21 protein-coding genes are annotated in these 26,138 nt (G+C 55.0%); 20 read left to right on the top strand and 1 reads right to left on the bottom strand.

The window, feature by feature from the left end; translation table 11 throughout:
* Positions 1 to 16 precede the first annotated feature (16 nt).
* The 11 genes from AC0YNX_RS21310 to AC0YNX_RS21360 all read left to right on the top strand — a co-directional run bounded on the left by AC0YNX_RS21310 (position 17) and on the right by AC0YNX_RS21360 (position 15,180).
* Positions 17 to 1,735 (top strand): outer membrane protein assembly factor BamB family protein, encoded by a 1,719-nt coding sequence (locus AC0YNX_RS21310; RefSeq protein WP_475817725.1) that lies wholly within the window; start codon positions 17 to 19, stop codon positions 1,733 to 1,735.
* Entirely contained in the window at positions 1,736 to 2,200 is a 465-nt protein-coding gene (locus tag AC0YNX_RS21315) for a hypothetical protein (protein WP_475817726.1), read from the top strand.
* Positions 2,201 to 2,313: 113 nt separating this feature from the next.
* Positions 2,314 to 3,363: a zinc-dependent alcohol dehydrogenase gene (locus tag AC0YNX_RS21320; protein ID WP_475817727.1), complete on the top strand. Its 1,050-nt coding sequence runs from the start codon at positions 2,314 to 2,316 to the stop codon at positions 3,361 to 3,363.
* 142 nt (positions 3,364 to 3,505) lie between these two features.
* A complete protein-coding gene (locus AC0YNX_RS21325; protein ID WP_475817728.1) occupies positions 3,506 to 4,345 on the top strand; it encodes a helix-turn-helix transcriptional regulator in 840 nt (279 codons plus the stop codon).
* Between the two features lie 48 nt (positions 4,346 to 4,393).
* Entirely contained in the window at positions 4,394 to 7,228 is a 2,835-nt protein-coding gene (locus tag AC0YNX_RS21330) for an alpha-L-rhamnosidase-related protein (RefSeq protein WP_475817729.1), read from the top strand.
* 17 nt (positions 7,229 to 7,245) lie between these two features.
* Positions 7,246 to 8,037: a ChbG/HpnK family deacetylase gene (locus tag AC0YNX_RS21335; RefSeq protein ID WP_475817730.1), complete on the top strand. Its 792-nt coding sequence runs from the start codon at positions 7,246 to 7,248 to the stop codon at positions 8,035 to 8,037.
* 145 nt (positions 8,038 to 8,182) lie between these two features.
* Complete coding sequence (locus AC0YNX_RS21340) at positions 8,183 to 9,910, top strand: cache domain-containing sensor histidine kinase (RefSeq protein ID WP_475817731.1); 1,728 nt, start codon at positions 8,183 to 8,185, stop codon at positions 9,908 to 9,910.
* On the top strand, positions 9,907 to 11,334 hold the full coding sequence (locus AC0YNX_RS21345) for a helix-turn-helix domain-containing protein (RefSeq protein ID WP_475817732.1): 1,428 nt from the start codon (positions 9,907 to 9,909) through the stop codon (positions 11,332 to 11,334). The genes AC0YNX_RS21340 and AC0YNX_RS21345 overlap by 4 nt, the downstream gene beginning before the upstream one ends.
* Positions 11,335 to 11,521: 187 nt before the next feature.
* Complete coding sequence (locus AC0YNX_RS21350) at positions 11,522 to 13,288, top strand: type 2 periplasmic-binding domain-containing protein (protein WP_475817733.1); 1,767 nt, start codon at positions 11,522 to 11,524, stop codon at positions 13,286 to 13,288.
* Positions 13,289 to 13,372: 84 nt separating this feature from the next.
* Positions 13,373 to 14,269: an ABC transporter permease gene (locus AC0YNX_RS21355; RefSeq protein ID WP_475817734.1), complete on the top strand. Its 897-nt coding sequence runs from the start codon at positions 13,373 to 13,375 to the stop codon at positions 14,267 to 14,269.
* A 23-nt stretch (positions 14,270 to 14,292) separates the two neighbouring features.
* Entirely contained in the window at positions 14,293 to 15,180 is an 888-nt protein-coding gene (locus AC0YNX_RS21360; RefSeq protein WP_475817735.1) for a carbohydrate ABC transporter permease, read from the top strand.
* Positions 15,181 to 15,260: 80 nt separating this feature from the next.
* On the opposite strand, the gene AC0YNX_RS21365 is transcribed toward AC0YNX_RS21360, so the two are convergent.
* Positions 15,261 to 15,737: an Lrp/AsnC family transcriptional regulator gene (locus AC0YNX_RS21365; RefSeq protein WP_475817736.1), complete on the bottom strand. Its 477-nt coding sequence runs from the start codon at positions 15,735 to 15,737 to the stop codon at positions 15,261 to 15,263.
* Positions 15,738 to 15,904: 167 nt separating this feature from the next.
* Here AC0YNX_RS21365 and ggt point away from each other — a divergent pair, with 167 nt between their 5' ends.
* The 9 genes from ggt (at position 15,905) to AC0YNX_RS21410 (ending at position 26,042) form a co-directional block, all read left to right on the top strand.
* Positions 15,905 to 17,491 (top strand): gamma-glutamyltransferase, encoded by a 1,587-nt coding sequence (gene ggt, locus AC0YNX_RS21370; RefSeq protein ID WP_475817737.1) that lies wholly within the window; start codon positions 15,905 to 15,907, stop codon positions 17,489 to 17,491.
* A 392-nt stretch (positions 17,492 to 17,883) separates the two neighbouring features.
* A complete protein-coding gene (locus AC0YNX_RS21375; RefSeq protein ID WP_475817738.1) occupies positions 17,884 to 19,623 on the top strand; it encodes a CocE/NonD family hydrolase in 1,740 nt (579 codons plus the stop codon).
* A gap of 2 nt (positions 19,624 to 19,625) precedes the next feature.
* Positions 19,626 to 20,402, top strand: coding sequence for a cysteine hydrolase family protein (locus tag AC0YNX_RS21380; protein WP_475817739.1), 777 nt, complete (start codon positions 19,626 to 19,628; stop codon positions 20,400 to 20,402).
* A 16-nt stretch (positions 20,403 to 20,418) separates the two neighbouring features.
* On the top strand, positions 20,419 to 20,844 hold the full coding sequence (locus AC0YNX_RS21385) for a cupin domain-containing protein (protein WP_475817740.1): 426 nt from the start codon (positions 20,419 to 20,421) through the stop codon (positions 20,842 to 20,844).
* A 72-nt stretch (positions 20,845 to 20,916) separates the two neighbouring features.
* Positions 20,917 to 22,200, top strand: a complete 1,284-nt coding sequence (locus AC0YNX_RS21390) for an amidase (protein ID WP_475817741.1) — start codon at positions 20,917 to 20,919, stop codon at positions 22,198 to 22,200.
* Positions 22,178 to 23,044, top strand: a complete 867-nt coding sequence (locus AC0YNX_RS21395; RefSeq protein ID WP_475817742.1) for a fumarylacetoacetate hydrolase family protein — start codon at positions 22,178 to 22,180, stop codon at positions 23,042 to 23,044. Before AC0YNX_RS21390 ends, AC0YNX_RS21395 begins: the two co-directional genes overlap by 23 nt.
* 14 nt (positions 23,045 to 23,058) lie before the next feature.
* Positions 23,059 to 23,859 (top strand): creatininase family protein, encoded by an 801-nt coding sequence (locus AC0YNX_RS21400; protein ID WP_475817743.1) that lies wholly within the window; start codon positions 23,059 to 23,061, stop codon positions 23,857 to 23,859.
* A gap of 34 nt (positions 23,860 to 23,893) precedes the next feature.
* A complete protein-coding gene (locus AC0YNX_RS21405; RefSeq protein WP_475817744.1) occupies positions 23,894 to 24,697 on the top strand; it encodes an ABC transporter ATP-binding protein in 804 nt (267 codons plus the stop codon).
* A 16-nt stretch (positions 24,698 to 24,713) separates the two neighbouring features.
* Positions 24,714 to 26,042 (top strand): FAD-binding oxidoreductase, encoded by a 1,329-nt coding sequence (locus AC0YNX_RS21410; RefSeq protein ID WP_475817745.1) that lies wholly within the window; start codon positions 24,714 to 24,716, stop codon positions 26,040 to 26,042.
* Positions 26,043 to 26,138: the final 96 nt, after the last annotated feature.

Consider the following 26,138-nt stretch of genomic DNA (forward strand, 5'->3'; position numbering starts at 1 on the left):
AGGGGGTTTCTTACCAATGAACCATAAATTTATGATGAAACATAAACTGCTCGGCCTGCTGGCGGCTGCCGTGCTTACAACTTGCGCGGCGCAGGGGCAGGTTGCTTCGGCGCAGACAAACAACAATACAACAAGCTATGCCATCGACACGATGCTTAGCTCGGAGAATAAAGTGCCTCAGGCGAAGCCGCTCTGGACGGCGGATCTGGACAAGCCGACGGCGGAGAACCGCGAGCAGCCTGTGCTTGCGCTGTCGAACGGCAATCTCTACTACATAGCAAGCGGCAAGCTGCATGCGCGGAACGCGAAGACCGGCAAGCTGCTCTGGACCTACGGTTCCAAGCTGAAGCCCGGTTCCGCAGTTGCGGTGAACGGCTCCATCTATGTGAACGGTCAGACCGATAACAGCATCTACCGTGTCGACGCAGCGGGCAAAGGCAAACGTGTTTATCAGCTCGTGAAGACCGATACACTGTCTTCTTTCTCCATCGATGGCAGCACGCTATACCTGACGACAGGGTCAGGGCTCGTCTCTGTTGACCTCACGACAGGCAAAGAAAACTGGCATAACGCTATGAGAGGTTCTCAGTTCATGAAGAAGGTTGGCAATGTCCTGCTGAATCCCTCAATCGAATCCGGCGCGATCACGTACAATACGTGGTATGCCGTAGATGCATCGACAGGCAAGACGCTATGGCAGCTCAGCGGCAGCCACTCGCAGCTGCTGAAGTCCGAGGGCACGAAGCTCTATATGGTTGACGATTGGCCGAAGACGGATAGCAGCAAATACGTGGTCGACATCGATGTTGTTGACCTGGCTACTGGCAAGATCACAGCCAGCAAGTCATTCGTACCGATCAAAGAGGGCACCGACCCGCTAGGCCAATACGCGAGCAGAATCGTAATGGACTCGAGTAACCTTTACATCTCCACACAGGACAAAGAGCTGTACAAATATAACTTCAACGCAGACCAAGCAACCATTCAGCCATCCCTAATGGGCGACAACGGCTCGTGGATTCTGGGACCGTATGACGGCAAGCTGTTCTATCGCAACGACAATAACATGGGGATCCATGGGCGCAAGCTTGCCGATCAGACCGCTATCTATTACGAAGGCCTGGATAATCCAGCGAGCCGCGTCGATTTCATCCAATCCGGCATGTTCGTCGGACAGACAGACGGCGAAGTTTATGCGCTGAACGTCACCACGGGCAAAGCGCTGTTCCGCTATCAGACGCCTGCCCGCAGCTACGGGCAGTTCCAAGTGTCGGACAGCCAGCTGCTTGTGCAAGCGGAAGGCAAGCTGTATGCTTTCGCCCTGCCTGCGGAGCTGACACGACCGTTAGACGCGAGCACTCCGGAGAGCGCGTACAAGAAAGCGGAAGCTACGCTGAGCCTCAACGGCAAGACGAAGCCGATCACTCCAAGCATGATGACAATTCATAATCGGATGCTTGTACCGCTCAGGTTCCTATCCGAGGAGCTCGGGGCGAAAGTCACCTATGACGCTGCAGCGAAACAAGCCGTCATCACACTTGGCGGCCATACTTTCAGCATTCAAGCTGGGGTTCCGTATGCGGTAACAGGTACAGACAAGAAGCAGGTCGCGCTCGTCTCTTCTCCGGTCGTGCTGAATAACAGCTTATATCTCCCCATCAGCGATGCAGGCAGCCTGCTTGGCGTTAAAGTCGTATGGAACGGAGGGCCACGAACTGTGGAAGTGACAACTTAGATGAGCAGAAACAGACGATTAGCCGGTTTCATCCTCATTGCAGTAGCTATTGGCGTAATCCTGCCGGGTTGCAGCAGCAGGGACAACGAGAGGAACTTCTCATTAGCGGAAATTCAAAGCATATTCGATCAGCAAGGAATCGGATTGGTGCAGAAGAGTAACGATGTCGCGCCGAACTCCGTATTCGCGCAAGAATACAACGGCGTTAAGCCGAGCCTCTATACAATTGGCAAGGAGCAGCAAGACCCGTCCGTATTTATTTACATCTATCCATCGACGGCTGCCGCTTCAACTGGGGTGAATGAATTTAAGGACCATACGGCTGCAGCAGATGTGGTTGCGAATAAGCGGTACCATTTTGCCAATGTCGTACTGTTCTACGTCAAGGGTAATCCGTCTTACGAGCATGACATTGATCGAGTGGTTTCCAGGCTTCGGGCGCCGCGAGCGAAGCGGCCCGATTAATACCGATAATCTGTGGAAATGACAAAAACGACTTCGCTTCAGAGATAGAGCCCCGTATCCTCATGATGCTAAGATACATGCATAAGAAGATATAAGGAGAGGGCGGCGGTATCGTGGTAGCACGGAGGTTGGATTTTGTCGCACCGAAGGAAGCGGCTTGGGTTGAAATTGATGAGCCTGCATTGCAAGCGGAGGAAGTAAGGCTGTCCACATTGTATTCGGGTATAAGCGCGGGCACGCAGTTGACAGCGTACCGGGGCGTAAATCCATTCGTACAAAAGCAATTCAACGGAGAAACGCGCCTATTCGAGACGCGCACAGAAGAGGCATCATCGCTGTACCCCGTGCGCGGCTGCTGGGGCTACGAAGAAGTTGGCGTCGTAACGGAGCTGGGCAGCGGCGTTAACGGCATTAAGGAAGGCGACATCGTCTACGGCACGTGGGGGCATAAGTCCTCGCATATCGTAAGCGCAAGCTTCGCGCGCGAGCATCTGCTGCAAGAGGGGCTTGATCCGCTTGCAGGCATCTACTCGCAGATGGGAGTAATTGCGCTTAATGCGGTTCTAGACGCAGATATTCACATTGGCGAGACGGTTGCCGTCTTCGGGCAAGGCGTGCCCGGCCAGCTAGTCGCACAGCTTGCGCGGCTGAATGGAGCCGACGTTATCGCGATAGATCTTGATGATTACCGGCTTGGCTTCTCGCGGAAACTAGGTGCTGCTCATACGATCAATTCGCGCCAAACAGCAGATGTTTCCAAGCGGATCAAGGAGCTGACCGGCGGCAGAGGCGCAGATGCAGCGATCGAAATTTCCGGTGCAGCAGGCGCACTGCATGAGGCTATCCGTTGTTTGGCTTACAATGGACGCGTCGTTACAGCGGGCTTCTACCAAGGCGGGGCGCGAGATCTCTATCTTGGCGAGGAGTTCCATCACAATCGGATCTCGCTGATTGGCTCGCAAATTAGCGGCATTAATCCTCAGCTTACCCACCGCTGGGATCGGCTGCGTATGGAACGTACGGTGATGGAGCTTGCCCGGTCAGGAAGACTGAAGCTGACGGAGCTCGTTACCCATCAGGTTGCATTCGAGCAAGCGGATGCGGCGTACCGGATGTTGGATACCAATGCGGAGCCAGCGCTGCAAGTGGTTTTGAAATTTTAATTGTAATAAAGCTCCGGAGAGCAATCGCTGGAGCTTTTTTTGTGGACGGGAATCCACCACCAGCAGACAGTTTTCCCTCACGAGTGTAGAAATGCCGCTTGTATAATAGAGTGAGAAAATGTCCAAGGAGTGAATTATTGAGATGAACCTCAGCCACCCCTCGTTGCCGTTGATTGAGAAGGCGTCGCTGCACATGCTGGCTCATGATCTCCACAGGCGTACAGCGCTGCGGCATGTCAATCGTAAGCTTCCCCATTATATTGTGTCGTATATCAAGACAGGCTCCTGCAGGCTTCGGATTGGAGGCAAAGACTACTATGCCCACCAAGGCGATGTCGTGTTCATACCGCCGTACGAAGTGCATGATCATGTCAAGGATTCAAGTGAGCCGACGGAGTTTCTGTGGTGGCATTTTACGTTAGAGATTGCGGAATGCATGGATGCGCTGAGGGCGTTTCGTTTCCCGGTCTGCTTCCAGCTGCCGAAGCCGGAGGCGTTCGAGGCGGTCTTCCATGATTACAGGCGCTTCGCCGAAGGACCATTGTCCATCTCGGATAGCTTAATGAAGAAGGCGAAGGCGTTAGAGCTCGTTGCCATTCTCGTCGATGCCGCGATTCATCACCCGGAGGTGCAGCTGAAGTCGGATCATTCGGAGCCCTTCGTGGCCATGCTGTCCGAGCTGCTCGACAGCCCGGATCGCCGCATTGATCTCGCCGACCTCGGCAAGCGCTATTACATGCATCCGACGTATATCGCAGAGCGGTTCAAGAAGCTGTTCGGCATTACGCCGACCAAGCTGCAGCTGTCGCTGCGCCTGCGCAAGGCCAAGCATCTGCTCGAGAGTGAGAGCAAGCCAATCGCAGAGATCGCTAGGTTGACGGGGTACGAGGATATCGACGACTTCTCCCGTTTCTTTAAGAGCAAAACCGGACTGTCTCCGTTAAAATATCGCAGCGCCTTGCTTGGAGCCACAAAGGGCTAGCAGGTGCAATCCAATTATCGTTTAAAAGGTGCGTGCTCAATTGTGATAATGAATACCATTTCTAATAAAGCCAAACCATCCGCTGCACAGGCTATTTGGTATGACGAGAGCGGGCAAGGGCGCAACTTGTATGCGCGGTTCCGACTGACGCTCGATCTGCCTACGATGCCGTCGCAAGCGCTGCTGCATCTGTTTGCTGATACGACCTATCAGTTGTATGTGAACGGGGAATATGTACAATCGGGCTCAGTCCGCTTCGACCCGCGCTACCCGGTCTATGATACGCATGAGCTTAGCGAGCTGCTGACGGTTGGCCGCAACGTCATTGCCGTTCAGGTCAACTACGTCGGGCACAAAACGTTTATTACAATGCTATCGCAAGCGGGTTTTACGGCTTGGGGCGATGTGACGCTTGCGAGCGGCGAGCAGACCGAACTGACAACTGGTGTCGCGAATTGGAAAGCGGCAGCAGTCCCGGCTTATCGTTATGCAGCGAAGTCGAGCTTATTCTTGAAAGCAGCGGATCATTACGATCAGCGCTTGGATGAGAACGGCTGGAGCGGGTGCGAATTCGACGATAGCAGCTGGCAGCGCGGCGTGGCGCTTGCGAATCAAGCGGCATGGGGCGAGCCGGAAGCGCGGAATATTCCGTTCATGTCCGGCGAGGCGGTGCACGCGGAGAAGGTGCTTCATCTGCTGCCGCTCGAGCAGCGCGAGCAGATTCATGCGTTCAGCGTGCCGATGCCGCATGTGAACGAGATTCATATGCCAGATCAGACGAGCCGGTTCATGACGGTGAAGACGTGGATCTATGCGCCTTGCGGGATGGAGATTACAATCGGGCTATTCTATCAGAACACATGGATAAATGGCGAGCCGATTGCTAAAGGACAGTATGCGGATGACATGAGCATGCGCCTGAATCACCGCGTCAGCTTGCGTGAAGGCTGGAACGAATATTTTGTCAAAAATGATTCGCTTCAAGATATGTTCCACCACTATTTAGCATTGCCTAACAACCGCGGGCTAGTCGTTTCGGCGGACCGGAGCCCGGAGTCGAACGTGACCTTCCGCCGCTCGCCAGTCGTCTCGGAGCAACTGTTCCAATCCGAGCTTAGCGGCAAAGTGCTACCTTATGCGGCTGATGATCAGCTTGACGCTGTTGGCGGCTGGATTGACGTCACGGCTGAAGAACAGGGCGAGAGCCCGACGATGTCGACCGGCTGGGAGTCGTTCGGCCATGCGTTTGAATCGGTTACAGTCGAGGAACTGAGCGACCGCGAGTTCAAGCTGGCAGACTACCCGCAAGGCTTCTCGTTGCTGCTCGACCTTGGCCTAACGCGGCTTGTTCAGCCTCGCATCGTGCTCGAAGGCGCTGGCGGCGCTGCCGTGGATCTAACCTACGGCGAGCATCTGAATGCTGACGGCAAGCATTTGCGCCACTATCACTGGTACGGTCTTGGCGACCGCGCGTATGCGGATGAGCGGCAGTCGGTGCTTGATTGGCGGCTGACGCAGCCAAGAGGCTTCCGCTATGTGCAGCTTACCGTTCGCGGACCGAAGCAGGACGTGAAGCTGAAGGCGCTGGAGCTTCGCTCGGCAAGCTATCCGGTGGAGCAGAAAGGCTCATTCCGCTGCTCCGACCCGCTGCTTGAGCAGATATGGGAGATGGGCGTTCGCACCGAAGCGGTCAACATGGAGGACGCGTATACGGACTGCGTGACGCGCGAACGCGGACAATATATCCGCGATACGATCATTCAATATCACAACAACCTTGCCGTCTTCGGCGATCACGCGCTTATGCGCCGCAGCTTGCAGCTCATGGGGCAGTCGCCGGATGCGACCGGCAAGTTCAGAGCCGTGTACCCGAATACGGGCGACTACACGATTTCGGACTTTGCGCTTAATGCGCTCGAAGGGTTCTGGGTGTACTATGCGCAGACCGGAGATGCTTCGCTTATTGAGACGCATTGGGATGCGATGCAGCACAATCTCGCTTGGTTCCATGAGCTGGCGGATGAGCGGGAGGATATGCTGCTTGACGCGGAATGGGATGTAAAGCGCGGTATAGAGGCGCATTACGGCGGCTTCCACGGCGACCTTGCGATTGTGAAAGGCTACATGGACATTACGGGCATTCACTGCTTGTTCAGCTGCACGTACTTGATCGCGCTGCGCAGCGCGGCGAAGCTCGCCGCTGCTATCGGACGCGAGGCTGATCTCCAGGAGCTGAATCGCCGCATTGCCATTGTCGAGCGTTCCATCCGCGAGACGTTCTGGAACGAAGAGCTAGGCTGTTACAGCGACAACGAGAAGAAGGCAACGCACTCGGCGCATGCGAGCTTGTTCGCGGCTCGTGCAGGCGTGCTCACGATAGAGCAGCTGGAGCCGGTTCGCCGCCACGTCGCGCGCGAGCTGAAATCGCTGTTCGTGAACGGGTATGGACCGGAAGATGGCGTGAAGGTAAGCCCAAGCTTCTCGTTCTATATTTTTGAAGGTCTCTATGCGCTTGGCTTAACGGAGACAGCAGAGACGATGATGCGCCAAGGCTGGGGCTGGTTCCTGCAGAAGGGACTGAAGCAGACGCCGGAGTATTATGATCTCGGACAAAGCCTATGTCATGCTTGGTCGTCCTGTCCGACTTACTTTATGTCGAGACATGTGCTTGGCGTACAGCTGCCGACAATCGACCGCCGCCTTGGCGAAGTCGTTATTGACGTGCAAGCAGCCGGAGTGACTTCAGCGGAAGGCGCTGTTCCGCACGCGCTTGGCCTTATTGAAGTGAAGTGGCATCTTGATGAGAACGGCGTGCGCGTGTTTGACTATGTACGAGTGCCGGAAGGATTAGCGGCGCGAATCGTTCACAACGTTAAAGTATAAGGAGCTGAACCTTACCGATGACGACGAATGAACAACGGATTCGGCTCATCACGCGGGCCGATGATGCGGGCAGTGCCCGTACGGCAGACCGAGCCATTCTGGATGCAATCGAGGGCGGCATCGTCCGCAATGTATCACTGATGGCGGTTGGCCCGACGATTGAGCATGCGGCTGAGCTGCTTGCCGGACGCCGGGACGTATGCTTCGGCATTCATGGGACGCTGAACGCGGAATGGACCGATGTCCGCTGGGGACCGATTCTCGGAGCGGCGAAAGTACCGTCGCTTGTTGAACCGGATAGCTGGATGTTTACGCCCACGCCGGCGCATTTTCTGAGCCAGCCGCCAGCCATAGAGGAAGTGATGGCTGAGCTGCAAGCGCAGCTCGACCGGCTTCGCAGCCTCGGCTTCGCCATCAGCTATGCCGATTCGCATATGGTGTTCGAATGGGCGATTCCGCAGATTGCCGAGCCGTTCGACCGCTGGTGCGAGCGCGAGGGCATCCGCAATTATCGGCGTTACAGCAAGCAGCTGCCCGAGACAGCAGGCGGCGCGGATAAGCTGAGCGATCCGGTGGAGGCGCTGATTGCACGCCTTACGCACACCGATCCCGGCCAATATCTTATCGTCGGCCACCCGGGCTACGATGAAGCAGATATGCGTGCATTCGGCAATGACGATTACAAGAGCGAGCAGGTCGTTGCTGACCGAATCAACGAGCGTCTCTTGTTCATGCGCGAGGATGTGCTGGCCATCGTCAAAGAGCGGGGCATCGTTCCAATCCGCTACGACGAAGCAGCGGAGGTTTAATCTTAGTTGCGACGAGCGGACACCTAAGCCGATCCCTTCGGCTAAGGCGTCCGTTTTGTTGCCTTCTGGAAGGGAATTGTCAATTGAGGTCGAATAGGGCTACCTACTGGTTTTCACGAATCTTCTTCAGAAAAGAGGTCATCCTATGCTGTCGCTGCTCCGTGATTCCATCAAAGGCAGAATGATCGTTATTCTGCTGCTCAGCTCTATCGTTCCAGTGTCGCTGCTCGGCGGCTTATCCTACTATTCCTTTAATTCTTTTATGGAGAACAAGCTGAAGAGCGGGATCCAGGAGAATCTGGAGAAGGAGCTTATCGGCCTCGACAATATTCTCAAAAACTTGAATTTCGCTGCACAGCAGCTGGCGCTCGATAAGTCGATTACGACGCGTGTGCAGCGGTATATGGTATCCGACGATCAGATGGATCGCAAGGATATTTTGCTTACCGTTCTCGACCGCATGTCGCTTATTAACTATACAAGTCCTTTCGCGGGCATTATCGCCCTGCTTGATACGAAGAATAACGAGCCTTTTATGCAAAGCTATCCAACCCTCAGCAAGATTGACGTAACGCAGCATCCTCTGCTGCTTGAAGCAAACGGCGTGAAGTATTACGCCCCTCACAGGTCAACAGACAAGTACAACGAGAAAAATACGCAGGTGTTCTCGCTCGCGCGCAAAGTGAGCGATTACGAGACGAACACCTCGTTCTATGTATACGTGGAGAGCAATTTCAATACGCTTCAGCGGCTGTTTAACAATGTGCAATACGGGGAGCCCGTGAAGCACTTGCTGCTCGATCCGAATAATCGGATTGTCTACAGCGAAGATCCGGAGCATTTTCCAATGGAAGCTGTGTTTAGGACAAACGACAAGAAGAGCTCGCTGCATGACTTGCGATTCATCGCAGCAAGCGAACAAGGCTGGAAGCTCGCCGTTGTCATGAAGGGCGATGCGTTCCAGAAGGAAGTGGACTCGTGGTTCCGCAAGTTTATTACCGTCGGGCTGTTCTCGCTGCTGCTCAGTCTGCTGCTTGCCTTTATTTGCTGGCGGACGATCTACCGGCCGCTTCATGTGTTCAGGCGGGAGATCGAAAGCGTCGGCGACGACCTGGCGCGCCGTCCGAAGAAGTGGCTCCGGCTGCGCGAGTTCGACGAGGTACTCGTCCGGTTCTATGCGATGAAGGAGCGCGTCTTCGATCTGCTCAAGGAGATCGAGCGTCGGGAGAAGGCGAGAAGCAATGTCGAGGTGGAGAAGCTGCGCCACCAGATCAATCCGCATTTTATCCATAACACGCTGAATACGGTTCAGGTTATCGCGAAGATGAACAAGCAGAACGAGATCGTCCGGCTCATCACGCATTTTACGCGCATTCTGCACTATAACCTTGGCAAAGAGGGGACGCATGTCCGGGTGCAGGAGGAAGTCGATAACATCAATGATTACCTCGCGCTTCAAAGCATTCGGTACAGCCACCAGTTCGATGTGCAGATGGACATTGATCCGGCGACGCTTGACGAGAGGATTCCGCGATTCGTGCTGCAGCCGCTTGTAGAGAATGCAATCTATCACGGGTTCCGCAACCGTGACGGTATGATCAAGGTGAGCATTGCGCCGCGTCCGGACGGGGGCATTGTCATGTGTGTCACGGATAACGGCGAAGGGATGCCGCCGGAGAGGCTGCAATCGCTGTTGGAAGATAAATCTTCCGGTGGGCGCAGCGTCGGCATGGGGATCGGGCTTAGTTTCGTGCATCGCCTCATTCAAGCTTACTACGGCGAGAGCTCCGGCCTGCGAATCGAGAGCGAGCTTGGCAAGGGGACGTCGATTACAATACTGATCCTGAAAGGCAGAGGAGGCGAACAGCTATGATTCGGGCGATTCTGGTAGATGACGAGCATATTGTGCGCAAAGGACTGCTGCATATTCTGCCATGGGATAAGCACGGCATGGAGGTGATGGCGGACTTTGAAGGCGGGGAGCAAGCGCTCGCCTGGATGGAGAACGAGCCGGTCGATCTGCTCGTGACCGACCTGTCGATGCCGGGGCTGTCCGGGTTCGACCTGATGCGTATTGTGAAGGAGAAGCATCCGCATACGGAGACGGCGATACTGACCTGCCATCAGGACTTTCAATATGTACAGGACGCGCTGCGGCTTGGCGCGATTGACTATATCGTGAAGACCGAGCTTGATGACGACAAGCTCGACCGACTGTTCGGGCGCATCGCGATGCAGCTCGCGGCGAAGGAAGAGAAGCCCGGCGGCGCGCAGCCAGCGGCGGCCCCGCTCGGCAAAACGACGTCGCTGCTCATGCCGCTCGCACCGGACTGCAAGGTGCAGGAGCTGTATGCGCAGCCTGCGCTGAAGGATCGTCCGCTCGAAGCGCTGCCCGGCGGCGTCTGGTTCACGGAGGAGCTGGCGTTCGAGCCGGGAGGCGAGAGTGCAGAGAAGCTGCAGGGCAGATGGGCGGTGTTCTGCCTGCATCATGTGCAGACACGCGACCGCAGCCGGCTAAAGGCGCTGCTTGAGATGTATGTCCGCCGCCATTCTTTCTATGTATTGGAGCATACGGAGCCTGCCGCTTCCGCTGCTGCGATTCATGATTCGATGCAAGAGGTGCTGCTCTGGGAGTCCAAGCCGCCGCGTGAGGACTGGCTGCGCATGTGGCGCTCCTTCGATTGGCTCTATCAGGATGAGCTGTGGGAGCGAATGCTTGAAGAGATTGCGGAGCAGCGACCCGAGCCGAACCGGATTGCCGAGACGATTCATCAGACGGTATGGGCATGGCGCAGCATGCTGCGCTGGGACGATCGATTCCGGCTGCTAGAGGAAGCGGGTAGCTTGCAGACTTGGACGGATTGGAAAGGCTGGCTGCAGCACGTTCGCCGTTCGGTTCGGGGTAAGCTCGACCAGAATAGCGGCATCGACAAGGATATTATGACGCGTATTATCCAGTCTATCGAATGGTCGCTACTTCGCATGGACGATGGCATTACGCAGGAGGAGGCTGCGGCAGAGGTGCACCTCAGCCGAGGGTACTTCAGCGATTGCTTCAAGCGGACGACCGGCGCGACCTACAACGACTACATGCGGCTGCTTCGAATGGATCAAGCGAAGCGGCTCCTCGTGCACACCGAGCTTGCCGTGCAGGATATTGCGGCGAGCTGCGGCTTCGCGGACGAGTCGTACTTCCGCAAGCTGTTTCGCCAGGAGACGGGCAAAGCGCCGAAGGCATACCGCGAGGCATCGACAGGGCAAAGCGACTTGAAGCGTTGGCCGCCAGCTGCCCGGTAACGTGTCGCTATCGCGGGAGTGAAAACTGTCATCCGCGCCAAGAGATTTGTAAGATGCACCTGGATGTTCTGACAATGTTCAGTCATAAGGTGCATTTTTTCCATACAGCCCTTATCCAATGGCAAGTTATGATTGGAATCGAATCAAACATACTGAATCTTTGTCAGAGAGAGGGGCTTTAGACAAAATGATGAAACGCATGGCAGGTTTGGTTTTTGTTTTGCTGATGGTTTTTGTAAGTGCTTGCAGCAACAATGGCGGCAGTAACAGCGGCGGCAACAATACAAGCAATGAGGGCAAGAGCAACAATACAGCGGCGAGCGGCAACAACTCGGCTGCAGCAGCAGATAATGCGGACAAGACGGACGATGTTGCAGCTGAACCGGCAGTGGCAGACCCGTTCGGCAAATACCCTGAGCTCGTGGAGTTCACGACGATCCGCCCAACGATGAACAACCCGAAATTCCCTGAAGGCGAATCGTACGAAGACAACGTCTTCAACAAGCTTATGGAAGAGAAGCTGAACGTGAAGCCGAAGTTTGTTTGGATGGCTCCGCAAGACGGCGATGCTTACAAGAAGAAGCTGGACTTGTCGATCGGCGGCAACGACATCCCGGATGTGTTCCAAATCGTAGGCAAGAACATTACCGAAGTGCAAGCAACGGTGAAACGTCTCGTTGAAGCAGATATGATCGAGGATCTGTCGACCGTATATGAACAATACGCGTCCCCTGCTATTAAAGAAGCTTTCGCTTCGGCGGACAACCGCGGTCTTGACTTGTATAAGGTAGACGGCAAGCTCTACGGCATTCCGAACCAAGGCAGCTTGGAGAATTTCAACTTCGTCTGGATTCGCGATGACTGGCGCAAGAAGCTGAATCTTGCTGAGCCGAAAACCATTGAAGACGTAGAAGCAATTGCGAAAGCGTTCAAAGAGAAAGACCCGGCAGGCAAAGGCACAACAGTTCCGGTTGCGATGCAAATGCAGACCGAGACGGACGGCTTGTTCGGTCCAGGCTTTATTTTCGACCAATATGACGCGTTCCCTCGCTTGTTCTATAAAGATGCTTCAGGCAACGTCGTGTACGGCGGTACTCAGCCGCAGATCAAGGACGCGCTCAAAACAATCGCAGGCTTGTACAAAGACGGTCTGATTGAGAAAGATTTTGCCCTGAAGGATACAGGTCAATTGCAAGAACTGCTCGCAAGCGGCCGCGCCGGTATCGTCGGTCAAGCTTGGTGGGGCGTATGGTACCCGCTGTTCATGACTTTGCAGAACGTACCTGAAGCAGACTGGAAGCCATATGCGATCCCTGCCAAGTCGAACGGCAAGCTGAACATGGGCGCTGCGAACACCTCCAATTCCGTTATGGTCGTGAAGAAAGGCTTCAAATACCCAGAGTTGCCAATGAAATGGCTTAACGTCATTAAAGAAAACGACGGCACCGAATGGTGGATCAAGACCACTCAAGAGAAGTATAAAGACGCCAACGAGAAATCAACCGTTTGGGGCGGCATGACCATCATGCGGACGGACGATATCCTTAACCAAGCGAATGATATCGTAGCTGCCGTGAATGGCGAGAAGGATCCGGCAACGCTTCCGTTCAAGAACAATGATGCATTCCAGAACATCAAGAAGTATATCGACGAGCTGCAAACTCAGCCTGCAAGCAAGAACGTGCTGCAATGGCAGAATACGCGCAGCTGGTATGACGCAATGGGCTCCGCATCCAAGCTTGGCTTCAATATCGTCTACTCCGCATACGACGGTCAAACGCCGACAATGGAGAAGAAGCTGACGGCTCTGAACGAGCTGCAGATGAAGGCGTACCATAAGATCATTATGGGCAAATCCGATGCGGATAAAGAGTTTGACCAATTCGTCAGCGACTGGAAAGCACAGGGCGGCGATGAGATCCTGAAAGAAATTAATGAAGCACTTAGCAAATAAGAAGTTGGGGGAGGACGCGGGGCTATAGTGTCCCTGCGTCCTTCCTTCATTCACACAAGAAATTTTGAAAGCGGAGGGAATGCGATGCGCCGCAAATGGTCCGAGCAAATCCATTTTAACTTAATGCTGCTTCCAGGCATGCTGCTTATTCTGATCTTCACCATTTGGCCGATGGGCGGCATTGTGCTGGCGTTCAAGCATTTTATCCCGACAAAAGGCATTTGGGGTTCGCCTTGGACAGGCTGGGAGAATTACTCGTTCGTCTTCGATACACCGGTTGCCCTGCGCGTGTTCAAGAATACTGTCATTATCGCGCTGATGAAGATTGCCTTCGGCTTCCTGGTTCCGATTGTGTTTGCGCTCATGCTGCATGAGCTGCGGTTCCAATGGTTCAAACGCGTCGTGCAGACGATCGTGTACTTGCCGCACTTCTTATCTTGGGTTCTTCTTGCAGGTATTCTAAGAGATCTGTTTGCTGTAGACGGCATTATTAATCAAATCCTGCACAGCTTGTTTGGTACCGAGCAAATTATGTTTCTTGGGGACAACTTCTGGTTCCGGACAATCATTGTCGGCTCGGATATTTGGAAGGAGTTCGGCTTCGGCACGATCATCTATTTGGCAGCACTGACGGGCATTAATCCTTCTCTGTATGAAGCGGCTGATATTGACGGCGCTACGCGGATGCAGAAGCTGAAATATGTGACGCTGCCTGGTATCGCGACAACGATCGTACTAGTTGGCACTCTCAGCTTGCAGAACGTGCTGAATGCCGGCTTTGACCAAATATTCAATTTGTACAATACGCTCGTGTACGACTCCTCAGACATCATTGATACGTACGTGTTCCGGGCCGGGATTGAGGAAGGCCATTACGAGATAGGGACGGCGATCGGTCTCATGAAGTCCGCTGTCAGCTTCGTGCTTATCATCTTCTCGTACTCCTTGGCCAGCCGGTTCGCTAACTATCGTATTTTCTAGGCAAAAGAGAGGAGGAAGCTTATATGGTACGCAACGTTACAGCAGGGGCAAAGGTAGCAGAAGCCGTGCTCATCATCGTGCTCGCGCTCATCTCGTTCTCATCCCTGTTCCCGATTATTCATAACTTGGCGATTTCATTCAGTATGCCTGCCAAAGCAATGGCTGGCTTCGTCACGATCTTCCCGAAAGGGTTCACGATCGAGTCCTATAAGAAGCTGTATGAGGACAGCGTGTTCTTCAGCTCATTCTGGGTATCGGTGAAGCGGGTTGCCATTACTTGTCTCATCAGCTTCTTCATCTCGCTGCTGATGTCGTATCCGCTGTCGCGTTCGGTGCGGGAGTTCAAGCTACGCAACGTGTACATGTGGCTGCTTGTCTTCTCCATGATGTTCAACGGCGGCCTCATTCCGTTCTATCTCGTCGTCCGTCAGATGCACCTTATGAACAACTTCTGGGTACTCGTGCTGCCCATGCTCGTGAACGTCTTCAACGTTATTCTGATCGTGAACTACTTCCGCAGCATTCCGAAGGAGCTCGACGAATCGGCTGCGATGGACGGAGCGGGTCCGTGGTACAAGGTGTTCCGCATCTACATGCCCTTGTCGATGCCGGTGCTTGCGACAACGACGCTGTTCCTGATCGTCACCGTGTGGAACGAGTTCATGCTCGGGCTCATCTTCATCAACCACGAGACCGGCATTCCGCTCCAGACGTATATGCAGCAGCTCGTCGTGCGGATTGACCCGACGCTGATGCAGTCGCTCGAAGATGTGAAGCGACTGGCATCCGTCTCTGACAAAACGCTCGGCGCAGCGAAAATCTTCGCATCCATGCTGCCGATCATGCTGGTGTATCCGTTCCTGCAGCGATTCTTTATTTCGGGAATTATGTTGGGTTCGGTGAAGGAGTAGATAGGTGTGAGAGTATGAGACCGCTGAGGCTGGGGGACCAGCTTTGGCGGTTTTTTTTGCGTTGCGGTTACGAGCTGTTCTTACAGACGCATGCCCATACGGCTTTTGTACCGATTGATCAGCACCTGGGTATCGACGCTCATAATGCCGGGAAGCACGTAAAGCTTGTTTAAGAGAAAGTCTTGCATTTCCTGGTTGTCGGCGAAGAGTCCGTGCATATGCAGTTTGGTTGGTCCCGTCATGTGGTACAGACTTGTAATTGGAGGCTCCGTCGCTAGCTGATCGGCGACTTCGTCAAGAAACTTAGGCTCGACTTCGACGTTGAAAAAGGCGGAGACGGAGATACCGATCTTCTCTGGATTGATGACGACCGTGAAACGTTCCACGACGCCGTCTTCCATGAGGGCATTAACACGAGCCTGCACGGCGACGCGCGAGAGGCCGATTTCTTTGGCCAGGTCGGTATAGGATATGCGGCTGTTATCATGGAGCATCGCGATGATTTTGCGGTCGGTCGCGTCAAGCAGCGTGTTCGGAATATCCTGCGGGGATGACATAGCCGATTCAGCCTCCTAAATATCAATATGACAATGCGTAAGCAAAACTCACAAAAAATCTAAAAAACGTTCGTTTAAGTTGGAGATATGGCTCATTTTAACGATGTTGTTGATAAAAGTCTACATGTCATGTTATTTTAGTTGACAATATCGTGAGAGGGGGCGGGATGCACTTGGGGAAATCGATAACCGGAAGTAGAACAATGATTACGAGTCCGCATCACCTGGCATCCATGGCTGGGGCGCGTACGCTGCAGCGAGGTGGTAATGCGTTCGACGCGGCTATTGCTATAAGCGCATGTTTGGGTGTCGTGTATCCTCACATGACCGGCTTGGGTGGAGATTCGTTTTGGATGACGTATTCAGCCTCCGAAAGACGTGTTCGGGTTTATAACGCCAGCGGCAAAGCGGGTTATGGCGTCAATCGCATGCTTTACGAAGGGTTGGGTTCGATACCTACCCGAGGCATCCGCAGCGCGATCACGGTTCCCGGCATGGTTGACGGTTGGGCAGCCGTAGCGGAAGCTTATGGCCGATTGCCTTGGGGAGAGTTGTTCGAGCCCGCAATTGCTTACGCCGATCAAGGGTTTCCTCTCTCGGCAGACCAGCATGCGAACACCACCCTGAACTGGGCGATGCTGAAGAAGAGTGCCGAGACTTCGCGTATTTACACACCTGGAGACGAGGTGCAGCAGGTAGGCTCGCGCTTCGTTCAACGGGACTTGGCGGGAACATTGAAGCGGATCGCGGAGAAGGGACGGGAAGATTTTTATCGAGGCGAGCTTGCCAAGCGAATCACAGAGCATGTCGAGCGCGCAGGAGGATATATGGACTTTGAAGATTTTGCAAGTCACACCGGCTATTGGACAGAACCTCTCAAAGGGACCTACCGCGGCTACGAAATCTGTCAGGCGCCTCCGAATTCACAAGGTTTCGCCGCCATCCTGGCGCTTCAGCAGCTGGAACGCTATTCGCTTCAGCATATCGAGCACGGCTCCTATGAGTATTACCACCTGCTTGTCGAGAGTCTGAAGCTTGCCTTCCGCGACCGCAACGAAGTACTGACGGATCCTGAATTCGCGTCTATTCCGCTCGAAAGGCTGCTTAGTCCTGAATATGCAGCGGAGCTTGCTGCTCGTATCGATATGCGCAGAGCCGGCGCGCTGGCTTCTGCAGCGATGGGCGGTGATACGGCATACGCGGCTGTCGTCGATGAAGAAGGCAACGCGGTTTCTTTCATACAAAGCCTGTACTTTGAATTCGGATCCGGGGAAGTGGCGGGAGATACGGGGGTTCTGCTGCAGAACCGCGGTTCGTTCTTCTCGCTCGATCCGAAGCATCCGAACAGGTTGGAGCCCGGGAAGCGGACATTCCATACGCTCATGCCGGCAATGGCGCTGCGAGGCGGAAAGCCTTCGATCTTGTACGGAACGCAGGGCGGTGAAGGGCAGCCGCAAACGCAAACAGCCATTCTGACGCGAATGGTCGACTATGGAATGGATCCGCAGAGTGCCATCGAACAGCCGCGGTGGGTGTGGGGGCGTACCTGGGGCGAGGCAAGCCAGGCGCTGCGGCTTGAAAGTCGAATCGACCCGGCCGTGGTGAAGCGGCTTGGCGAGGCGGGGCATGACGTTCGGGTCGTCGGCAGTTTCGATCAAGCAATGGGGCATGCTGGGGCGATTCGAATGACGGATGAAGGCTTTTTGCAAGGAGGTACGGATCCACGCAGCGATGGAGCGGCGATCGGCTGGTAAACGTACCGACTGACATACGGCGATTGTTTTCCTGCATGAGGCGGGAGGGCAATCGCTGTTTTCTTTTTGCGAATTCCATTATGTCAATTAACTTAACATATAAAGTCGCTTGGAAGAGCGTTTAGTGCATATGTCGAATGTATAATGTAATAAAATTGGTAAATGAAAGCGAAACCACTGAAAAAAACGAATTATATGTTAGGAAACTTAACACAAATAGGTTGACAAGGAATTGAAGGGAGCTATAATGAGAAACAACAACACCGACAAATGGTAATTAAATTTGCGGAATTCATTTCGAATTGAAATATATTGTTCCAAATTTTTGTTATCTTTATCGAAATATCGGGTTTATTGGCTAATATGACAACAAGCAGCGGGATGGTGTCCGGATGAAGGATGTTAGATTCGGCGGAGCGGTGAAGGAAAGCAAACGACCTTGCGTAATGAGAGACGGTACGACCCTATATGCAGATATTTATCGACCTGTTGCTGAAGGTCGTTATCCGGTGCTCCTAATGAGACAGCCCTATGGCAGGACGCTTGCTTCCACGGTCACGCAAGCCCATCCGGTTTGGTACGTAAGGCATGGCTTCATTGTCGTCATTCAGGATGTTAGGGGACGCGGCGATTCGGAAGGGAATTTTGACCCGTTCGTCCATGAAGTCGATGACGGCTACGACGCGGTTGAATGGGCAGCAGGCCTGCCTGGCTCGAATGGCAGTGTCGGAATGTACGGCTTCTCCTATCAAGGCTTTACCCAGTGGGCTGCGGCGTCGGCCAGACCGCCTTCACTGAAAGCGATCGCTCCCGGGATGTGCGGAGCGGATCTCTACAACGGCATGTTCTACCCGCAAGGCAGATTCGCAGTATTCGAGCATGTGCCTTGGGGCTTTCAACTCGCAAGGGACAGTGCGCGGAGGGCTGGCGGCAAAGCGAAAATCGAAGCGGAGACGACGAGGATTCGCCGAAGGACGCCGGATGAAGAGCTATATCCAATGCCGCAAGATGGAAGCCATCCGATTCTGAGCAGCTACTTTCCGTTCTATGAGGAATGGTACAGCCACAACGTTTACGATGCGTATTGGGAAAGCCGGAATTGGATGAACGCCTGCAAGGATCTTACGATTCCAACCTTTCTGATCGGCGGCTGGTATGACGTATTCCTAATGGGGACGCTGCTTGATTATGAGGCGCTCCGCGAAAGGAAGCATGGCGAGGACAAGGCGCTCAAGCTAACGATTGGACCTTGGGACCATATCCCGTGGGGCCGATATGCCGGCGGACGCGATCACGGATCTGAGGCGGACGGAGGGATTCATGAACAGCAGGTTGCTTGGTTCCGCCACTGGTTAATGGATTCCGCGGAGCGGCAAGTCGGGTCTCTTTTCCCGGCAGACGCCGAAGTGACTTATTTCGAAAGAGGAAGCGCGGTCTGGCGATCGACTTCTGCACTTTCTCCGTTCACGGACGGTGCGGGGAAGCTGCTGTTCGAGCTGAAGGGCGGCGAGAAGCCCGCGAACGGTGCTCTCGGAAGCGGTCGGCTAGAAGAGGCGGTAGAGTCGAAGGCTGATAGTTGGGGCAATGCTCCTGCTGGATGCGACGCATTCGTCTATGATGCCCGGATGCCGATGTCTGTGGAGAATTATCAGCCCATTGACCGCAGAACGCAGCAAGATCGGCATGAAATCTTGGTCTATACCTCACGACCTGCAAGTAGAAAAATCCGAATATTCGGACAAGTGGTTGTGGATGTGCGATATCAGTTGATTGGAGGGCCAACCGATCTTGTCGCGATCCTTAGCCTTCTAAGGCCAGACGGTTCTGCCGAGTTTTTGACCGTGGGACGGACGGAAATCAGCGAGGAGGCTGGCGAGAGTGATGAATGGTGCGAAGCAATCGTCAAGCTTCGCCCGCTAGCGTTCGAGCTTGCCGAAGGGGAGGCGATCCGGTTGGAGCTCACGGGCAGCGCGTATCCGCTGTTTGCCCTTCATCCGAACGGCTGCTCACCGGAAATGGTGCACGAAGCCGAGGCGGATAACCTGCAAATGGCGACGGTCGCGATTGGATACGGCATGGCGGGAGGCTCTTGGCTACAACTGCCTCTTGCGGATTGCGAAGGAGGAGAGTAAGCATGATTCGAATCGGAAGCGGGCGCAACGATTGGAAGGTATCGGCTCATTCGGCCGACCTTCGGAGAACTCCGCAGCCAGCACAAATCGCAGAGATTGAAGCTGAGCCCCAGTCCGTCACAATCGACATGAGCCGAACGGCCGTCATTGTCGTCGATATGCAGAACGATTTCTGTTCGCCGGGAGGCTGGCTTGATTATATCGGAGCGGATTATACTCCGCTTCGCGAGCCGGTGGAGAGACAGAACATTTTCCTGGCGCGAATGCGGCGGGAGGGTGTTCCTGTCATCTGGCTGAACTGGGGCAACCGGCCGGATCGGTTGAACCTTAGCCCTTCCGTCTTGCATGTCTACAACGGCACGGGAGACGGCATCGGCATAGGCGAGCAGCTGCCGGGCAATGGCTCCAAGGTGCTGGAGAAAGGGAGCTGGGGGTCGGAGATTCTAGAAGAACTGGAGGTTGGACCCGGCGACATCCGGGTGGATAAATACCGGATGAGCGGCTTCTGGGACACACCGCTCGACAGCATCCTGCGCAATCTGCGGACGGATACGATTCTGTTCGCGGGTGTTAATCTCGATCAATGCGTCATGGCTACGCTGCAGGACGCCGTCAACTCAGGTTATGACGCGCTGCTCTTGAAAGACCTTTGCGCCACGAACTCGCCTAGCTACTGCATCGAAGCAACCTATTACAACGTCAAGCAATGCTACGGCTTTCTGACGAATTCGGAAGCCCTCATGCGAGCAGTCGATACCTCGATTCCATCCTCAATATGAAGGGAAGATCCAGCTAATGATAACTTTTCCAATGATCGCAGGCAGCTTCGATAAACGGCCAGTTTACAAAATTTCTCCAAACGACAGCAACAAATTCGTGCTCTTGTGCGACGGTACCGAGGTTCCGTTCGTCTCCGTAGTGGAAATCTTCGACGTGGGCGGTCAGACGCCGCCGAACGAACATGCCGAAGCCTTTGAGTATTTCTATGTGCTTCATGGCGAAGGGGTCGCAACGGTAGGGGACACCAGCATTCCAATCAGCCAAGGCGCATACTTCATCGTTAGTCCAGGAGAAGTGCATCAGGTCCGTAATACGGGAGAATCCCGCTTGTATGTACTAACGACCATGATTCCGGATGAGAAGTTCTCCGCATTGATCAAATCGGGTCCGCTCGTTTCTCTCGACGACGAGGATCTGAAGGTGCTGTCGGCAGTCCGCTAGATTGAAAGAGCTGTTCGGAATGGTGCGAAGCGGCTGCTGCCGGCGCACTCCGAAGAAGAAGGGGGAATGAGCATGACTGATGCGCATCGCGCTTTCATCGACGACACGATAGAAGTCCAGCCATCGGGAGACGGGCCTCTGGACGGCATGACCTTTGCCGTCAAGGATGTGTTCCAAGTCCGAGGACATGCGAATGCCGCGGGTAACCCGGACTGGCTGCGAACGCATTCGAGCGCGGAACGCCACGCCGCAGCGATTGACCGTCTGCTCGCATCCGGCGCGACATTGACAGGTGTGACGCACACCGATGAGCTGATGTACAGCTTGAATGGGGAGAACGTCCATTATGGCACGCCTCTTAATCCGGCTGCTCCGGGCCGAATTCCCGGGGGTTCGTCCAGCGGCTCGGCTGTTGCAGTCGCAGGCGGTTATGTTCGCTTCGCCATCGGGACGGATACGGGAGGCTCCGTAAGAGTACCGGCATCCTATTGCGGCCTATACGGGTTCCGGCCGACACATGACGCGGTTTCCTTGGAGGGGGTTATTCCGCTCGCTCCGAGCTTCGATACCGTCGGTTGGTTCGCCCGAGATGCAGAGACGCTGCGAGCGGTTGGCGACGCGCTGCTCCCTGGTGAAGCGGAGGGCGACGCATCCGACGCATCCAACGCATCCGACGCATCCAACGCATCCGACGCATCTGGCAAGGATGCTGCTAAAGCTTCAGCTAGTCCCTTCCGGAGACTAATCGTTGCGCAGGATGCTTGGGAGTTAGCCGAGCAAGAGACGGTGGACGCATGGGCGGCGCAGATAGCCTCTCTGGAGGCCGAATTCGGGCAGAGAATCTCAGAGCGCGTCGCGCCCGAAGGATTGGCGGAATGGATGATTAACTTTCGCGTGCTGCAAGGGCTAGAAATTCGAAGAGTACACGGCGCGTGGATCGAAGACGTGCATCCGGTCTTCGCGCCGGATATTGCGGGACGCATGGAATGGACTAGGCAGCTTCGACCAGAGGAGGATGCGCCGATGCGCAGGCATCGAGAGAAGCGGCGCGCACGGCTTGCGGAGCTGCTCGGAGACGATGCGCTTCTGGTTGTGCCGACGGCGCCGGGCGCAGCGCCGCGAATCGGAGAAGAAGCCGAAGCGCTGGAACGCTACCGCTACCGGCTGCTGCAGCTAACAGCGATAGCCGGATTGGCGGGGCTTCCTCAGCTGACGATTCCAGGTAAGAATGCATCCGGCCTTCCGATCGGACTATCATTTATTGCGCCGGCGGGCTTCGACCGAGAACTGCTGAATTGGGTCGCGCGGCTAGCAGAGAAAAGAGGTGTTCCGAGTGATATTGGCCACGCTGTGTAGTGAAGAGAACGAGGAGGCGGCTATTCAAGCGCCTCATGGATGGATAAAGATCTCCCGTATTAATGAAGCGTTGGATACGGATTGGCCGCTGCAAGTCGGTGAACTCATCATCGGCGGCAGGTGGGAAGCTCTCTCCAACTGGTATAAGGAAGAAGGGGAGGCAAGGCTGCTGCTGGAAGTGGAGGCTTTGCCGGACAGGGAGGTCTCGTTCGGGCTTCTTTACCGGAATCCCCGCAAAATTTGGGGCATTGGCATGAACTATCGCCCAGCCGGAGAGCTGCCGGCTCCTCCGGAGCCGGGCGAGGATCCGGTCAGCTTCATGAAGCCGGATACGACGCTGATCGGACCGGGGCAGCCAATACGCTTGCCGATGCAATCGGAACGCGTCACCGCCGAAGCGGAGCTCGCTATCATTATCGGCAAGGAATGCCGAAACGTAAGCGAGGCAGAGGCGCCAGATTACGTGGCGGGACTGACGACAGCGCTCGACATGACCGCGGCGGACATTCACGAGGCGAATCCCCGTTATCTCACGAGAGCCAAGAGCTTCGATACGTTCCTGAGTATCGGTCCGCAATTGCTTACGGCTGATGAGACGGAGGATGTGCACAGCCTTGAGATCTCAACTGTACTGAACGGGGAAGAGGTGCATCGCAATACCGTCTCGCAGATGCGTTTTCGCCCATGGTGGATCGTCGCGTTTCACTCCCGGGTCATGACACTTCTGCCCGGGGACATCATCTTGACAGGTACGCCGGGACCTGTCGTCATTCGCGCAGGCGACGAAGCGCAGGGCCGGATTGAAGGCTTCCTGCCTCTGTCCAATCCTGTAGCAGCCGAATAAAGGGGGGCTCTGCCATGTTAACTCGCAATTCAGGAAAGGCGTGGGACACCCACTTCCTGCCTCGGCTTAGCCGCAAGCAGGTCGCGGAGCTCGATAAGGAGGACGCAATCGTCGTCCTGCCGATCGGCGCCGTCGAACAGCATGGACCTCATCTGCCGACCTATACCGATACGCTGATCAATGAAAGCTTCTTAACCTACGGCTTCGAAGCGCTTCCGGACGATGCGCCGGTGTGGCTGCTGCCTCCTCTGCCTTACGGCAAGAGCACGGAGCATCTCGGACATCCAGGTACCATCTCGCTGTCCGCCTCGACTTTGATGGCCGTGCTGATGGACATCGCCAAGAGCCTGCAGCTTAGCGGCTTCCGCAAATTAGTCTTCTATAATACGCACGGCGGCAACGTCGACCTGCTGAACTTGATGGGGCGCGACATACGGAAGGAAACCGGTCTAATTGTATATCAATTGCATGTGAATGCGACGGCTGATCCTGAGGCGCTGCAATACCGGGAGCCGACGCTGGATATTCACGGCGGAGAGGTTGAAACTTCGCTCGTGCTAGCGGCGAGAAAGCATTGGGTGAATATGAAAGAAGCTCCCGACGAAATTCCGAATCTGCCTTCCTCTGCACAGCTGCAATTCCGCTCGAAAGCTTTCGCTTGGCTCATGAGCGATCTTTCCGAATCCGGCATTGCGGGCAACGCAAAGTTGGCAGACGTGGAGTACGGAGAGTTGCTGCTGCAGCGAGGCGGCTTGGCAATGGCAAGCGCACTGCTCGAGCTGGCGAGCTTCGAAATGAGCAGTCTGAAGAAATAAGACATTCACTTCATATGGCGGGAGGCGTTTTTGAATGGAGATGCTGGATAGCAGGGTCGCCGATACCGGGATGGACCTGAGTCAAGAATCGATCGTACGTATGCAAGGATTATCCAAAGTTTACCCAAACGGAACGGTCGCGCTGCAGGAAGTCAATCTGAATTTGACCAAGGGGGAGTTCGTCTCTTTCGTCGGCCCTTCCGGTTGCGGCAAATCGACGATCTTTAAGCTCATAACCGGGCTGAGCGAGCCGACCTCGGGACAGCTTGAAATTCTCGGCAAGTCGCCGAAGGATGCCCGTAAAAACAACGGTACGGCTTTCGTATTCCAGGAGCACACGCTGCTGCCGTGGTCGTCCGTTATTGAGAATGTGATGCTCCCGCTTAAGCTGCGGGGCGATTCAAAGAAGTCGGCCAGGGAAGAGGCGGAGCGGGTGCTGGAGCTCGTTGGGCTGAAGGACTACACGAAGGCACTTCCTCGCATGCTGTCCGGCGGCATGAAGATGCGCGTCTCGATCGCGCGGGCACTCGTGTCTAAGCCGAAGCTGCTGCTGATGGATGAGCCGTTCGGCGCATTGGATGAAATTACGAGGCAGACGCTTCAGGACGAATTGCTGGCGATTTGGGAGAAAGAGAAGGCCATGACAGTGCTCTTCGTTACGCATAACGTGTTCGAAGCGGTATTTCTTTCGACGCGGGTCGTCGTCATGACGCCTCGTCCGGGCAAAGTGTCGGACATCATTCCGATCGACGTTTCCTTCCCTCGGGACGTTGAATTCCGCACGACGGCTCGTTTCGGCGAGCTGGTGCGCGAGGTATCCAGTTCGTTAAAACATTAGAAGGCAGGTGGAGAGCGTGGGTAAAGGATGGGAGAGCGGCGCTGCCGAGCTGCTGGGAGAGAGCAAGCTTGTACTTGATTCCACTGTGGTCGAGAAGCTGTCGAAGGACTATTATTGGTACTCCCCGGTGCTGGATGGGAAGCTGAAAGGGAAGGTCGCCGATGGTGTCGTAAAGGCAGTGAACGAGGAGGATGTAGCGAAGACGCTCGCGTACGCTTACACCCATCGGATTCCGATTACGCCTCGCGGTGCCGGTACGGGGAACTACGGGCAAGCTGTTCCGCTGGAAGGAGGCATTCTGCTTGACGTCAGCGGACTTAACGCAATCATCGAAATCGGTGACGGCTATGCCCGCTGCCAATGCGGCGTGAAGCTCGGTTTGCTGGAAAAGGCGGTACGCGAATCCGGGCAGGAGCTCCGCATCTACCCGAGTACGCTGATGGTCGCGACGATCGGAGGATTTATCAGCGGTGGCTCCGGGGGCATCGGTTCGATCACTTGGGGCAATCTCTGGGATGGCAACGTTCTCGAAGCGTCGATTTATACGATGGAGCAGTCGCCGAAGCGGATAGTCGTGACGGGGCCGGATGTGCAGCATTACATCCACAGCTATGGAACGACGGGCATCGTAACCGAGGTTGTCATTCCTCTCGCGCCTGCAAGATCATGGCAAGAATCGATCTTTCAGTTCGACAGTCTGGAGGACGCTGCGGTCTTCGGCAACGCGGTTGCGCATGATGCTTCCATTCCGAAACGAATGGTAAGCCTTAGCGAATGGCCGTTGCCGAGCTACTTTACGCCACTGGCAAAAAAGCTGGAGAAAGGCTCCGCAGCGGTATTGCTGGAGGCGGAAGAGGGTTATCTCGAAGAGTTACACGCACATGCGAAGCAAGCTGGAGGCAGAATGGGATACGTTAAAGAGCCTTCGCAATATCGCAAAGGCGTCAGCTTGTCCGACTTTACGTGGAACCACACGACGCTATGGTCGCTGCGCGCGGATCCGACTTATACGTACCTGCAGTCAGGCTTATCGGCATCGGGCTTCATGGAGCAGCTTGCCTTGATTAAGGGCAAATTTGCGGGCGAAGTGTTGATTCATATGGAGTGGATGATGGCGGGAGGTCATATCATCCCGGTCGCACTGCCGGTCATTCGGTATTCGACCGAGGAGCGGCTCTACGAAATCGTCGATTATTTCGAATCGATCGGGGTGTCGGTTTCCGATCCGCATACCTGGGCTGTCAGCCCTCGAAGCGCGACGTTTCGCGGCATGGTCGAACGGAAGCGAATCAACGATCCGCTTGGCCTGCTGAATCCAGGCAAGCTCGTCGCCGACCCGGTCTAACCGGCGGATTACCAAGAAGGAGGTTCAAGCATGGAAAAAACCATCACTGACATGCCGCTCGTCACCAGAGATTATTCATCATCGAGTAAAGCGCCG

The sequence above is a fragment of the Paenibacillus sp. J31R98 genome, assembly GCF_056269245.1.

Excerpts from the sequence above, each read along its gene's own strand:
- AC0YNX_RS21310 (WP_475817725.1), top strand. The coding sequence starts at position 17 with ATGAACCATAAATTTATGATGAAACATAAACTGCTCGGCCTGCTGGCG.
- AC0YNX_RS21315 (WP_475817726.1), top strand. The coding sequence starts at position 1,736 with ATGAGCAGAAACAGACGATTAGCCGGTTTCATCCTCATTGCAGTAGCT.
- AC0YNX_RS21325 (WP_475817728.1), top strand. The coding sequence starts at position 3,506 with ATGAACCTCAGCCACCCCTCGTTGCCGTTGATTGAGAAGGCGTCGCTG.
- AC0YNX_RS21330 (WP_475817729.1), top strand. The coding sequence starts at position 4,394 with ATGAATACCATTTCTAATAAAGCCAAACCATCCGCTGCACAGGCTATT.
- AC0YNX_RS21335 (WP_475817730.1), top strand. The coding sequence starts at position 7,246 with ATGACGACGAATGAACAACGGATTCGGCTCATCACGCGGGCCGATGAT.
- AC0YNX_RS21340 (WP_475817731.1), top strand. The coding sequence starts at position 8,183 with ATGCTGTCGCTGCTCCGTGATTCCATCAAAGGCAGAATGATCGTTATT.
- AC0YNX_RS21345 (WP_475817732.1), top strand. The coding sequence starts at position 9,907 with ATGATTCGGGCGATTCTGGTAGATGACGAGCATATTGTGCGCAAAGGA.
- AC0YNX_RS21350 (WP_475817733.1), top strand. The coding sequence starts at position 11,522 with ATGATGAAACGCATGGCAGGTTTGGTTTTTGTTTTGCTGATGGTTTTT.
- AC0YNX_RS21355 (WP_475817734.1), top strand. The coding sequence starts at position 13,373 with ATGCGCCGCAAATGGTCCGAGCAAATCCATTTTAACTTAATGCTGCTT.
- AC0YNX_RS21360 (WP_475817735.1), top strand. The coding sequence starts at position 14,293 with ATGGTACGCAACGTTACAGCAGGGGCAAAGGTAGCAGAAGCCGTGCTC.
- AC0YNX_RS21365 (WP_475817736.1), bottom strand. The coding sequence starts at position 15,737 with ATGTCATCCCCGCAGGATATTCCGAACACGCTGCTTGACGCGACCGAC.
- ggt (WP_475817737.1), top strand. The coding sequence starts at position 15,905 with ATGCACTTGGGGAAATCGATAACCGGAAGTAGAACAATGATTACGAGT.
- AC0YNX_RS21375 (WP_475817738.1), top strand. The coding sequence starts at position 17,884 with ATGAAGGATGTTAGATTCGGCGGAGCGGTGAAGGAAAGCAAACGACCT.
- AC0YNX_RS21380 (WP_475817739.1), top strand. The coding sequence starts at position 19,626 with ATGATTCGAATCGGAAGCGGGCGCAACGATTGGAAGGTATCGGCTCAT.
- AC0YNX_RS21385 (WP_475817740.1), top strand. The coding sequence starts at position 20,419 with ATGATAACTTTTCCAATGATCGCAGGCAGCTTCGATAAACGGCCAGTT.
- AC0YNX_RS21390 (WP_475817741.1), top strand. The coding sequence starts at position 20,917 with ATGACTGATGCGCATCGCGCTTTCATCGACGACACGATAGAAGTCCAG.
- AC0YNX_RS21400 (WP_475817743.1), top strand. The coding sequence starts at position 23,059 with ATGTTAACTCGCAATTCAGGAAAGGCGTGGGACACCCACTTCCTGCCT.
- AC0YNX_RS21405 (WP_475817744.1), top strand. The coding sequence starts at position 23,894 with ATGGAGATGCTGGATAGCAGGGTCGCCGATACCGGGATGGACCTGAGT.